This is a genomic window from Candidatus Mycobacterium methanotrophicum (assembly GCF_023515995.1).
Lineage (GTDB): Bacteria > Actinomycetota > Actinomycetes > Mycobacteriales > Mycobacteriaceae > Mycobacterium > Mycobacterium methanotrophicum.
Map to the genome: position 1 here is coordinate 4,342,270 of NZ_CP097320.1, position 12,367 is coordinate 4,354,636.

Sequence of the window (12,367 nt, forward strand, 5' to 3'; positions counted from 1 at the left end):
AAGCATCCATGAGCCAGCCGCTATCCCCCAGGCAAGAACCGTCGGTAGGATCGGTCTTTGTGGGGGGCAGCAGACCGCCATACGACGTCGAGGGCTACTCGGAGCACGACGTGGTTCTTGGCGGGAACGACGACTCGTTCGCTACCGACGAGACGCCGTCAGCCTGGTTCCTCAAGCCGTGGGTGTTGGCGCTGTGGGGTCTGACAGTCGTGATTTTGATCGGGATCATTATCTACGGCCTCATCATCCTGGCCACCGGCAACGGCGCGGGCGGACCAACAACGACGCGGCCGTCGGCAACCACATCACACTCAACTGCTCCGGCCCGGACAACCACACCGCCGTCGGCCCTCCCGACCACGACGGCCCCGTCGCCCGAGACGACGCCACAACCGGCGCCGCCGCAGATCACCCAGACGTGGACCCAGCAACGTCCCCGTCATCACTGGTGGAACGGCGACATACCTCAGATCCCCGGGCTACCCCCCATACACATCCCAGGCGCCGTCAGCTAACGGCTATCAGCGAGCAGGATTAGCCGACGCCGCATCCGGGGAATCCCTAACCACATCCCGGCTGAGTTGGCGACAGTCGCCGACCGTCGGCAACCGATGGACCTAGAGGTGGGGGCAGATGCGCGACGTGCTCGGTCTGTCGATCGGGGTGGCCAACCTGGTCGCCGCGCGGGTGGGTCGTGCGACCGTGACGCGCCGGTCTGTGTTGACGCTGTACCCACACCGACCGCCCGAAGTAGGTGTGGCGGAGGAAAACCCCGACCTGACCGAACCCGGCTTGGTCCTGCGGGGGTTCATTCCAGGAAACGGGGAATCGGGTTCCCTTGTCGCGTCCGACGGATCTGTCCATCACCGCGAAACCCTCATGGCGGAGGCGCTCGACGCGCTGGCCCGTACCGTCGGTTACAGCGATTCGACGGTGGTCGCGGTACCGGGTCATTGGGGACAGAACGCGGTCGCGGCCTTGCGTGAAAGCCTGCTCGCCAAGCCTTCGTTGGAAACCTGCGGTATGCCGGCGATGCTGGTATCCGACGCCACGGCCGCACTCGCGTCGCTGTATGCGGAGCCGGGTTTCCCGGCGGACGGTGTGGTGGTGCTATGCGACTTCGGCGCCGGCGGCACCAGCGTGACGCTCAGCGACGCGACGTCTAACTTTCGACACATCGGCGAAACGGTCCACTACACCGACTTCGCCGGTGATCGGCTCGACAAGGCGATACTGCATCGCCTGCAAGGCGCTTTCACCGAGGCCGTGGATGCCAATGCCGCAAACACCGCGCCACCTGACTTGATGTCGCGACGGCTAGACGAGTGCCGGCAGGCCAAGGAGCGGCTGTCGTCGGCCACGGTGACTGTTGTTCCGGCCCAACTGCCCGTCACTGGCGAGGAAGTGCGACTGTCCCGCCAGGAATTAGAGGATATGATGTCGGAGCCGCTGGACCAGTTCATCACCAGTGTCGCGGAGTTGTTGCGGCGTAACGCAATTCCACCAGCGAGGCTGGCCGCCGTCGCGACAGTCGGCGGCGGCGCATGCATCCCGTTGGTCACCAAACGACTCGAACAGCGACTGCACGCGCCCGTCGTCACCACGCAGCAACCCAGCCTCAGCGCGGCCACCGGCGCGGCGGCCTTTGCCGAGCAGCAGTCAGCCGCGAGTCTGCCGACCGATATGGCGATCCGGCCGGGCCCGACCGCCGGCGCCGGGCCTCCTACCGACATTGATCCGTCTGCATGGGCAGTCGGCGCCGCGAGGCTAGCGGCGGCCGAATCGGTGGAGGACGGCATTGAATCGGCGACCTATCGTGCGCTGGCCTGGTCGGCGGACGACTCCAGCGGTGACGGGCCATTGCTATACACCGAGGAAGATGGCGGTGTCGAACCCGCGGCGCCGATGGTGGCCGTCGAACCAGACGATCGCGCTGATGACACTCCCTCACCCGCTGCTGCGTCGCAGCCCGGGTCGCCGCCGCAGCCCGCACCCGCTCCCCCGCCGCGGCGCAGACGTTTGGGAACCCTGTTCGCGCTGACCGTAATGACGGCGTTGACCGCACTGTTGGTCGTCGGCGTCATGATGTCCAAACTGTCAAACACCCACAGCCCTACCGAGACGCCCAGCAGCCTTCCGGCACCCAAACCGCTGCCCAAGGTCGGGCCGCTGCCACCACCGCCGCCATCGACGGTGACCGTCACGGACACGCCGACGGTCGAGACGACAGTTGTTGCGCCACCCCGATACACGAACCGAATCACCACGAGCGTCGCGCCCACCACCACGACTCCCCGGTCGACGAGCAGTTCGCCGGCCACCCCTGGATCGGCGACGCCTTCTACCTTTCCGTCGACCTATCCGACCCCCTATCCGGCCTATCCGCCGGCCACCACGACGCCGACCACAGCTCAGCTGGCGCCGCCGACGCTGGTACCTGTCACGCCATACGTCCCATAGCCGCTCCCGCGAGAGCTGCGTTAGGGCAGCCTTTGTCGCGGTCAAGGCGAGAAAAATGCGACTATGAGCTGGCCTGGCGATTAAGTTACTAGCGAGTAACACAGTCGAAGTTACCGCTGAGTAACCTCAAATTGGGGAGACTTCCATGCAGACGCAGATGCTGATCAGACTCGCAGTGGGCCTAGGCATGACGGCGATCGTCGGATTGCTCGCACTGCGTCGGGTCGGTTGGCTAGCCAAACTCACCCTGTCCGGCCAGCCCGCCACCGGCCGCACCGACGACGTCGGCGACCGGATCTGGACCGAGGTGTCCGAGGTCTTCGGGCAGCGGCGGCTGCTCAAATGGTCAATCCCGGGCCTGGCCCACTTTTTCACCATGTGGGGCTTCTTCATCCTGCTCACCGTCTACATCGAGGCCTACGGGCTGCTGTTCCAGGCGAATTTCCACATCCCGATTATCGGCCGCTGGGACGCGCTGGGCTTCCTGCAGGACTTCTTCGCCACCGCCGTCTTCGTCGGCATCGCCACCTTCGCGGTGATCCGCCTCATGCGCAGTCCGCGGGAAATCGGCCGAGCATCGCGGTTCTACGGTTCGCACACCGGCGGGGCCTGGCTGGTCCTGTTGATGATCTTCAACGTCATCTGGACCTACGTGCTGGTTCGCGGGTCGGCCGTCAACAACGGCACCCTGCCGTACGGCAAGCCCGCGTTCCTCTCGCACCTCTTCGGCGCGATCCTGCACCCGCTCGGGCAACCGGCCAACGAGATCATCGAAACCACGGCGTTGCTTTTGCATATCGGCGTCATGCTGGCGTTTCTGATCATCGTGCTGCACTCCAAGCACCTGCACATCTTCCTTGCCCCGATCAACGTGGTCTTCAAGCGGCTGCCCGATGGGCTGGGTCCGCTGCTGCCGATGGAGTCCGACGGCAAGCCGATTGATTTCGAGAATCCGCCAGATGACGCGGTATTCGGGCGCGGAAAGGTCGAGGACTTCACGTGGAAAGGCATGCTCGATTTCGCCACGTGCACGGAGTGCGGACGTTGCCAGTCACAGTGCCCGGCCTGGAACACCGGCAAGCCCCTGTCGCCCAAGCTCGTGATCATGGATTTACGGGATCACTGGATGGCCAAGGCTCCCTACATCCTTGGTGAAAAGGAGACCGCTGCGCAGAGCACTCCCGAGGGTGGGGTCGGCGAGGAGCTGCGCGGGGAGAAGCACGCCGGAGAGCACCACGTCCCCGAGTCCGGCTTTGGCCGCGTAATGGGCTCTGGGCCGCTGCAAGCGAACCGACCGCTGGTCGGAACCCGCGAGCAGGGCGGAGTGATCGACCCCGACGTGCTGTGGTCGTGCGTCACCTGCGGCGCGTGCGTCGAGCAGTGCCCGGTGGACATCGAGCACATCGACCACATCGTCGATATGCGCCGCTACCAGGTCATGATGGAGTCCGAGTTCCCCTCTGAGCTGTCTGTCCTGTTCAAAAACCTTGAGACCAAAGGCAATCCGTGGGGCCAAAACGCCTCCGACCGCACCAACTGGATCGACGAGGTCGACTTTGACGTCCCGTTATACGGCCAAGATGTCGGCAGCTTCGACGGCTACGAATACCTGTTCTGGGTGGGCTGCGCCGGCGCTTACGACGACAAGGCCAAAAAGACCACCAAAGCCGTCGCCGAACTGCTGGCGATCGCCGGAGTGAAATATTTAGTGCTCGGCACCGGCGAAACCTGCAACGGCGACTCAGCGCGTCGCTCGGGTAACGAGTTCCTGTTCCAACAGCTCGCCCAGCAGGCCGTCGAAACGCTGGACGGCGTGTTCGAGGGAACGGAAACCGTGGACCGCAAGATCGTGGTCACCTGCCCGCACTGCTTCAACACCATCGGTCGCGAATACCGGCAACTGGGCAACAACTACACCGTGCTGCACCACACCCAGCTGCTCAACCGGCTAGTGCGCGACAAGAAGCTGGTCCCGGTCAGCCCTGTCTCTGAAGCCGTCACCTATCACGACCCCTGCTACTTGGGCCGGCACAACAAGGTGTACGAGGCGCCGCGCGAGCTGATCGGCGCCTCGGGCGCAAAGCTGGCTGAGATGCCGCGGCACGCCGATCGCAGTTTCTGCTGCGGCGCCGGTGGTGCGCGAATGTGGATGGAAGAGCACATCGGCAAGCGGATCAACCATGAGCGCGTCGACGAGGCACTGGCCACCGGAGCGACCACGGTCGCCACCGCGTGCCCGTTCTGCCGGGTGATGGTGACCGACGGCGTCAACGACCGCCAGGAAGCCGCCGGACGCGGGGGCGTCGACGTGCGCGACGTGGCGCAGCTGCTGCTCGAGTCGCTCGACCGCGATGCAGTCAAGCTGCCGCAAAAGGGCACGGCAGCCAAGGAAGCCGCCGAGCATGCCGAAAAAGCCGCTCCGAAAGCATCGGCTGCAACCGCTCCCGCTCCGGCGAAAGAAACCGCCGAAACGCCGGCCGCTGCACCTGCCGAAGCGGCTGCGCCCGCATCGGACAAGGCGGCCAAAGCCGTCACCGGGCTGGGCATCGCCGGCGGCGCCAAGCGGCCCGGGGCCAAAAAGACCGCAGCGCCAACGCAATCCGCGGCAGCCGCCGCGCCCGAGGCGAAATCCGAATCGGCAGCCCCGGAAGCGAAGGCTCCGGCCGCACCGGTCAAGGGGCTGGGCATCGCCGGCGGCGCCAAGCGGCCCGGCGCCAAAAAGGCCGCTCCCGCCGCACAACCCACGGCCCCCCCGCCGAAGCCCCAGGAAGAACCGGAGCCCAAACCGACCCCCGAATCGGGGGATGGCGAGACCAAGACACCGGCAGCGCCCGTTAAGGGCTTGGGCATCACCCGAGGTGCCCGTCCACCAGGAAAACGCTGATCAAGCCGGTTCTGGCATTAATAATTGGACAGCCATGGCACCATGGTTGACGTGACTACGCATCAGCTGCCCTGGCATACCGCCGGTCATCAGCCGCGCCAGCGTACGTTCGCGCAGTCATCGAAGCTGCAGGATGTGCTCTACGAAATCCGCGGTCCGGTGCACGATCACGCCGCGCGACTGGAGTTCGAAGGGCACCGGATCCTCAAGCTCAACATCGGCAACCCGGCGCCGTTCGGCTTCGAAGCACCCGACGTGATCATGCGTGACATGATCCAGGCGCTGCCTTACGCGCAGGGCTACTCGGACTCCAAAGGCATCTTGTCGGCGCGGCGCGCGGTGGTCACCCGCTACGAACTCGTCGACGGCTTCCCGCGATTCGACGTCGACGACGTGTATCTGGGCAACGGCGTCTCTGAACTGATCACTTTGACGCTGCAGGCGCTGCTGGACAACGGCGACCAGGTGCTGATTCCGGCGCCCGACTATCCACTGTGGACGGCGTCTACCTCGCTTGCCGGCGGCACGCCGGTACACTACCTGTGCGAGGAAACCCAAGGCTGGCAACCGGATATCGCCGACCTGGAGTCGAAGATCACCGAGCGCACCAAGGCGCTGGTGGTGATCAATCCGAATAATCCAACCGGCGCGGTGTATAGTCACGAAATCCTTTCGCAGATTGCCGATCTGGCGCGCAAGCATCAGCTGCTACTGCTCGCCGACGAGATCTACGACAAGGTCCTCTACGACGACGCCAAACACATCAGCATGGCCTCGGTGGCGCCCGACGTGTTATGCCTGACTTTCAATGGCCTGTCGAAGGCTTACCGCGTTGCCGGATACCGGGCCGGCTGGTTGGCGATCACCGGGCCCAAGGACCACGCGACCAGCTTCATCGAGGGCATCAGCCTGCTGGCGAATATGCGGTTGTGCCCGAATGTCCCTGCCCAGCATGCGATTCAGGTCGCCCTGGGCGGTTACCAGAGCATCGATGACCTCGTGTTGCCGGGCGGGCGGTTGCGCGAACAGCGCGACGTGGCGTGGTCCAAGCTCAACGAGATCCCCGGGGTGTCGTGCGTCAAACCCGCCGGTGCGCTCTATACGTTCCCCCGGCTGGATCCTGAGGTATACCAGATCCATGACGACGAACAACTTGTCCTGGACCTGCTGCTGTCGGAGAAGATTCTGGTCACGCAGGGCACCGGATTCAACTGGCCCGCACCGGATCACCTGCGGATCGTGACGCTGCCATGGTCGCGCGACCTGGCGCAGGCTATCGAGCGGTTGGGCAACTTCCTGACCAGCTATCGGCAGTGACGCTCGACGGCTGTCACGAGTTATCCACAACGCCGTCCGGACAGAACACGCGAATAGCGGTGTCGGTGAAACTGGATGCGGTATCGAGCGACATGCCCGGCGATCCTTGCAGCATGTCCTGAACGATCTCCTGTTCACGCTCGCCCCCGGCAAACCGCGCGCACACCCTTCGCGCGTCGTTGATCGCCGCGTCTTTCGATCGACGCAGTTGCGGCCCTTCAGCGGACAGGCGCAGGAGAAACTCGCCATTGCGGTCCGTGGCGTCCTGCGCCGGATCGGACGGCGTCGCTGATGCGGCCTGCGAAACCGTCGGTGTCGCCCTCGGGCGGAAAAAGCAGGGCTGCGGCCGAGCACAAAAACCGCTCCGATGGCGGCGACCGCGAATACCAGCACGGCCAGCATAGCCAAGCTGGGAAGCGGACTCGAGTTCGGCGCCGGCGTCGTCATTTCTGTTCATCAAGATTATTTCCGCCGCGTCCGCTGTTGTTAGCAGTTAGCTTTCGCCAGCCGTGGATTCCTGGGAATATGCTCGACGCGCTGCTTTCAGCGCCGTTCCAACAGCTCCAGCAGATAGCTTCCGTAGCCGGACTTCAGCAGGGTGTGGGCCCGCCGAGCCAGCTCGTCGTCGTTGATGAAGCCCATCCGCCAGGCAACTTCCTCGGGGACGCTGACCTTCAGGCCCTGCCGACGTTCCAGGGTGCGAACGTAGTCGCTGGCGTCCAGCAATAAGTCAAAAGTCCCGGTGTCCAGCCAGGCCGTGCCGCGAGCGAGCACCTCCACGCTCAGCCGGCCCTGGTTGAGGTAGGTCTGGTTGACCTCGGTGATTTCGTATTCACCACGCTCCGACGGTCGCAGGCCCCGAGCGATTTCGATTACGTCGTTGTCGTAGAAATACAGGCCTGGCACCGCGTAGTGCGATTTGGGTGTGGCCGGCTTTTCCTCCAGTGACAGCGCGATGCCGTCGGCGCTGAATTCGACGACGCCGTACGCCGAGGGGTTGGCCACCCAGTAAGCGAAAATAGCGCCGCCACTGACTGTTTGGAAGCGTTGAAGATTGGCACCTAGACCTGGACCATGAAAGACGTTGTCGCCCAATGCTAACGCCACCGAACCGTTGCCGATGTGGTCGGCGCCGATGACGAAGGCCTGTGCCAGGCCCTCGGGACGACCTTGCACCGCAAAGGTGATATTGATGCCGAAGGCCGTGCCGTCCCCGAGCACTCGGTGGAATGCCGGTGCGTCGTGGGCGGTGGTGATCACCTGAATGTCGCGGATGCCGGCCATCATCAGCGTCGACAACGGATAGTAGATCATCGGCTTGTCGTAGACCGGTAACAGCTGCTTGCTGATGCCGAAGGTGACCGGATGCAGGCGCGTGCCCGAGCCGCCGGCCAGGATGATCCCGCGCATGTGCTACTCCTCAGTCGGCAAGGTCAGCGTCGGTCAACTCGGTTGCAGCCAACGCGGACGCCAGGTCGGCGTGGCGAAACACCGAGGTGACGCGGTCGTGGACAACACGAAACGCCGAAGCGACAGTGACGTCGGCGGTTGAATCGTCGGAACTGCCGACCTTTTGCTCAACGACCACGACACCGTCATGCACGTAAATTCTGCCTACTTCGCCCCATCGCGGGTGGCCGGTCGCCCAATCGCGCAGCGCGGCATGGCCCTGCGCGGCGCCGTGCGCGTCACCGACTTCGATGTCATCGCTGGACAGCGCCACCAAGGTGTCGATGTCGGATGCGCTCAAAGCGTCATGCCACGCCAGCACGGTGGCGATCTCCGATGTGGTCATGGTCTGCAACGTACCGTGTGCGCCGCGCCTAGAACGGCGTGTTGTCCAGCCAGTGCTGCCATATCGCCGCGTCACCGAAGATTGCGATATCGGTGTCGGCGACCGGAACTCGACGGACGACTGCCAGCAGCAGGTCGACGGCGCCGCCGCGCAGCGCCACCACACCCTTGTCGTGACCGTGTGACCATGTGATGCGGCGCCCGTCGGTGCGAATCGTCCATTCACCGGCGGCGCCCAGTCCTGGATCGGTCGCGTGCAAATGCACGCTTTGGCCGTTTTCCAGCGGGAGCAGCGCATCGCCGTGTCCGGCCTGGCTCGCGACCCGCTCAAGCCATTCGCTGATGCCATCGGCGGCCAACTCCGGGGTGAGCGCGTAGTCGAGTCCTAGCGCCAGCGCGGCGTCGGCGCGATGCACCGTCGCCTCGTGCAGCCGACGCCGCACCCACCAATAGGCCGGTCGTGAGCCCAAAAACGTCCACACCGGGGTCTCCGGTCCGACTTGTTCGACGGCGTCGATCAGCCGCTGCGCACCGCGGTGCAGCCATGAGATCGCCTCGTGGGGATCGGGCGGTGGCTTGCCTCCCTCGACGGTGCGCGGGTCGAGATAGTGGCCGACCCGGTCGGCGACGATCTGAGCTGCCCAGCGGTCACCGCGGCCGATGTGACGAAACAACTGGGAAAGACTCCAGCCGGGACAGGTTGGCACGGGGGTGGCCGGGTCGCCACTGCTGATCACCTCGCCGACGGCGTGATTTTGCTCGAGAAACGCGGCCGCGTAGTCCATTGGTAGTCAGGCTACGCGCCGTCCCAAGCAATGCACCCGCCAACCGGCTTGCTGCCAGCGCCGCACGTCCAGGCAGTTGCGACCGTCGACGACGACGCGTGCTCGTACTCGATCGGCAAGCTGGTCGGGGTCGAGGTCGACGAACTCTTTCCACTCGGTAAGCACCAACACCGCGTCGGCGCGGTCGCAGGCTTCCTCCACCGAGACCGCGTAATTCAGCGTGGGAAACAGCCGCTGGGCATTCTCCAGTGCTTTGGGATCATAGACGTTGACCGCGGCACCGTTGAGTTGTAACTGGCCGGCGACGTTGAGCGCCGGTGAGTCACGCACGTCGTCGGATGCGGGTTTGAACGCGGCGCCGAGCACCGCGATGTTGGCTCCCAACAGCGAGCCGCCGCATGCGGCACTGGTCAGTTCGACCATGCGAGTGCGGCGGCGCATGTTGATGTTGTCGACTTCGCGCAGGAAGGTCAGCGCCTGGTCGGCGCCGAGCTCGCCGGCGCGAGCCATAAACGCGCGGATGTCTTTGGGCAGGCAGCCGCCGCCAAACCCCAAGCCGGCATTGAGGAATCGCCGCCCGATCCGCGGGTCATGCCCCAGCGCATCGGCCAACAACGCGACGTCGGCACCGGCGGCTTCGCACACCTCCGAGATCGCGTTGATGAACGAGATCTTCGTCGCCAGAAAGGCGTTCGCGGACACCTTGACCAGCTCGGCGGTCTGCAGGTCGGTCACCAAGAACGGCACCCCGGCATCCAGTATCGGTGCGTAGAGCTCACGGATCGCGGCCTCAGCGCGCGTCGAATCATCCTGGACGCCAAGCACAATACGATCGGGTTGCAAGGTGTCGTGTACCGCGAAACCTTCCCGGAGAAACTCCGGGTTCCACGCCACTTCCACGTCGACGCCGGGCCCGGCGGCCGCGCGGGCGCGTTGGACAAGCTCGGCAGCGGTCCCGACCGGGACAGTGGACTTGCCGACGATTACCGCTGGCCGAGTCAAACGGGGTGCAAGCGTGTCGATTACGGCGTGTACGTGGCTCAAGTCGGCGCCGTAATCGCCCTTCTTCTGCGGCGTGCCGACCCCGAGGAAATGCACATCGGCAAACTCGGCGGCCAAGTCATAGTTGGTGGTGAACCGAATTCGGCCGGCTGCGATGTTGTCGCTCAACATCTTTCGCAGTCCAGGCTCGTAGAAGGGAACGTCGCCCGCCGCAAGCTTGGCAACCTTACCGGGGTCGATGTCGACACCGACAACCTCGTGCCCCAGCTCAGCCATCCCGGCGGCATGGGTGGCACCCAAATAGCCCGTACCGAATACGGAGCACCTCATACACCCGTGTGTAGGTCAATCCAATGAGCTGATTGCATCGCAGTTCTGAGCGGTGGGCAAACGGCAGGTGACAGTTTCCCGTCGTGGCCTTAAAAGTGCAGGCCAGGGATGCCGAATGCGCCGCCGCCGAAGCCGCCGTGGCCGCCCCCACCGGGGAAGCCTCCGCCTCCACCCGGGATGCCTCCGCCGCCGGGGTATCCACCGTGGCCCCAACCACCACCGCCGTGGTCGCCGCCCCACGGTCCGAGCGGCGGTCCCTGCTGCGGCGGACTCAGGATCGGCGGCACCGGAATTGGGATCGGAATCGGGACGGGAGCCGCAAGTGGCGGAGCGGCCGGCGCAGGCGGCGGAGCAATGGGCGCTGGGACAGGAGCGGCCGGCGCAGGAGCCGGAGCGGGAGCAACCGGCACCGGAGCGGGAGCAACGGGCGCTGGGACAGGAGCGGCCGGTTCGGGAGCCGGGGCGGCCGGAGCCGGTGCCGGAGCAGCAGGCGCCGGGGCGGGAGCGGCCGGCGCGGGAGCGGGCGGCGGAGCCGCTGCGGGAGCGTGAGCTGCGGGCGGGGCGGGGGCCGGTTTCGCCGGGGCGACCACGTTGTGGCCGGGCTCGGGCCGGATCGCGGCCGTCGGCCGCATACTGACCGCCAGCGCGACCACCAGTGCGGCAGCGCCTACCACGAAGATCGCCGCAACGGCGCTGACCACCAGAACCAGCGGTCTGCGGACGCGTTCCTGCGGAATGCCCAAGCTGGCGGTGTAGCTGCCGGTCGGAAAACCTTCGTCGGCGGCGAGTGCGGTGTAGGCGTCGGCATCCTCGTCCGGAACCGCGCTGTAGGCCAGCGCCTGCCCACCGGTAGCGGCGTCGTTGGCAACATCGAAGTACCCGGGAGCGACGGCGTACTGGTCGATCGCGCCGTTTCCGGGATCTTGCGCGTAGGCCAGCGCGGTCGTCGACGAGGAGAACAGCGGCGCGTTGGCCGAGGCCAATGCCGCACCACGAGCCAGCGCTGTCTCCGGCTCTTCGGGCGCGCTGACGATCAGCGAGGTGGCCGCCTCCAGCTGCGCCTTGATCGGGGCAATGTCAACGCCCGAGCCGACGACGAACAGCCCATCCGGACGCGTTTCCAACGCCTCGGCACGGGAAGCCATCGCCGACAGCTGGGCGACGGGATCACTCCCCGGGGGCAGCGGTTGGCGGTGTACATCAGTGATCGAACCATCGGCCGTGCTCACCAGGGCTAGCGTCGCGGTGCCGGGCTCGACGAACAACAGTCCGGTCTGCTCATAGCCGACCGAGTTCCCGACGACTTGCGCCAGCGCCGCAGCCGCCAAAAACGACGACACCAGCATGACGTTCTCGACCTTGCGCGCCGCCAGCGCGTCGCGCAGCGCAGCGGCCTCAGCCGGATCCGTCCAGGTCACACCCGTCGAGCACAATTGATAGCCACTTTCGGCGGCGCCTTCCTGGGTTCCCAGGATCGCCGAGACCACCTGGTCGGCAGCTCTGACGGTTGGGGCCTCGGCCGTGTTGACATCGAAGCTCTCTTCGTCGACCGTGATGCCGTCGGCGTTCTCGCCCTCAACGAGAACCATGCGGACCGCCGTGGGTGCCATCGACACACCAAGTACGGTGTCCACCACTCCTCCAAGAACCTGGTCGCTCAGCGGTTCCACCAGGACCTGATTACGCCGAGCCAGTGCGTTGCGGGCTACCGAGCTTCCTCAAGTGCTGGCAGGAGCGACACGGCCCACTCCCCTGGTCTTCGCTACGTCAACCTTACCGAGGGCCGCAAACGCTG

10 protein-coding genes are annotated in these 12,367 nt (G+C 65.4%); 4 read left to right on the forward strand and 6 right to left on the reverse strand.

All coding sequences use genetic code 11. The features are described 5' to 3' along the window. Positions 1-59: 59 nt before the first annotated feature. The 4 genes from M5I08_RS22730 (at position 60) to M5I08_RS22745 (ending at position 6,661) form a co-directional block, all read left to right on the forward strand. Entirely contained in the window at positions 60-515 is a 456-nt protein-coding gene (locus M5I08_RS22730; protein WP_219065968.1) for a superantigen-like protein SSL4, read from the forward strand. A 118-nt stretch (positions 516-633) separates the two neighbouring features. Then, positions 634-2,460, forward strand: a complete 1,827-nt coding sequence (locus M5I08_RS22735) for an Hsp70 family protein (RefSeq protein WP_219065969.1) — start codon at positions 634-636, stop codon at positions 2,458-2,460. Positions 2,461-2,605: 145 nt separating this feature from the next. Beyond that, a complete protein-coding gene (locus M5I08_RS22740) occupies positions 2,606-5,344 on the forward strand; it encodes a (Fe-S)-binding protein (RefSeq protein ID WP_219065970.1) in 2,739 nt (912 codons plus the stop codon). 24 nt (positions 5,345-5,368) lie between these two features. Further along, a complete protein-coding gene (locus M5I08_RS22745; RefSeq protein ID WP_219065971.1) occupies positions 5,369-6,661 on the forward strand; it encodes a pyridoxal phosphate-dependent aminotransferase in 1,293 nt (430 codons plus the stop codon). A gap of 13 nt (positions 6,662-6,674) precedes the next feature. Here the strand turns inward: M5I08_RS22745 and M5I08_RS22750 are convergent, their stop codons facing one another. The 6 genes from M5I08_RS22750 to M5I08_RS22775 all read right to left on the reverse strand — a co-directional run bounded on the left by M5I08_RS22750 (position 6,675) and on the right by M5I08_RS22775 (position 12,206). Continuing rightward, a complete protein-coding gene (locus M5I08_RS22750) occupies positions 6,675-7,118 on the reverse strand; it encodes a DUF732 domain-containing protein (protein WP_219065972.1) in 444 nt (147 codons plus the stop codon). An 86-nt stretch (positions 7,119-7,204) separates the two neighbouring features. After that, positions 7,205-8,071 carry a glucose-1-phosphate thymidylyltransferase RfbA gene (gene rfbA, locus M5I08_RS22755; protein ID WP_219065973.1) on the reverse strand — a complete coding sequence of 289 codons (867 nt, stop codon included), beginning with the start codon at positions 8,069-8,071 and terminating at the stop codon, positions 7,205-7,207. 10 nt (positions 8,072-8,081) lie between these two features. Continuing rightward, entirely contained in the window at positions 8,082-8,456 is a 375-nt protein-coding gene (locus M5I08_RS22760; protein ID WP_219065974.1) for a nuclear transport factor 2 family protein, read from the reverse strand. A 28-nt stretch (positions 8,457-8,484) separates the two neighbouring features. Continuing rightward, positions 8,485-9,240 carry a maleylpyruvate isomerase family mycothiol-dependent enzyme gene (locus M5I08_RS22765; protein WP_219065975.1) on the reverse strand — a complete coding sequence of 252 codons (756 nt, stop codon included), beginning with the start codon at positions 9,238-9,240 and terminating at the stop codon, positions 8,485-8,487. Between the two features lie 6 nt (positions 9,241-9,246). Further along, entirely contained in the window at positions 9,247-10,572 is a 1,326-nt protein-coding gene (locus tag M5I08_RS22770; RefSeq protein WP_219065977.1) for a UDP-glucose dehydrogenase family protein, read from the reverse strand. Between the two features lie 89 nt (positions 10,573-10,661). After that, the gene (locus tag M5I08_RS22775) at positions 10,662-12,206 is read right to left on the reverse strand and encodes a DUF7159 family protein (RefSeq protein WP_440271478.1); all 1,545 of its coding nucleotides are present in this window, start codon (positions 12,204-12,206) and stop codon (positions 10,662-10,664) included. Positions 12,207-12,367 lie beyond the last annotated feature (161 nt).

Coding starts and splice junctions, on each gene's coding strand:
- M5I08_RS22735 (WP_219065969.1), top strand. CDS start 634: ATGCGCGACGTGCTCGGTCTGTCGATCGGGGTGGCCAACCTGGTCGCC.
- M5I08_RS22740 (WP_219065970.1), top strand. CDS start 2,606: ATGCAGACGCAGATGCTGATCAGACTCGCAGTGGGCCTAGGCATGACG.
- M5I08_RS22750 (WP_219065972.1), bottom strand. CDS start 7,118: ATGAACAGAAATGACGACGCCGGCGCCGAACTCGAGTCCGCTTCCCAG.
- rfbA (WP_219065973.1), bottom strand. CDS start 8,071: ATGCGCGGGATCATCCTGGCCGGCGGCTCGGGCACGCGCCTGCATCCG.
- M5I08_RS22760 (WP_219065974.1), bottom strand. CDS start 8,456: ATGACCACATCGGAGATCGCCACCGTGCTGGCGTGGCATGACGCTTTG.
- M5I08_RS22765 (WP_219065975.1), bottom strand. CDS start 9,240: ATGGACTACGCGGCCGCGTTTCTCGAGCAAAATCACGCCGTCGGCGAG.
- M5I08_RS22770 (WP_219065977.1), bottom strand. CDS start 10,572: ATGAGGTGCTCCGTATTCGGTACGGGCTATTTGGGTGCCACCCATGCC.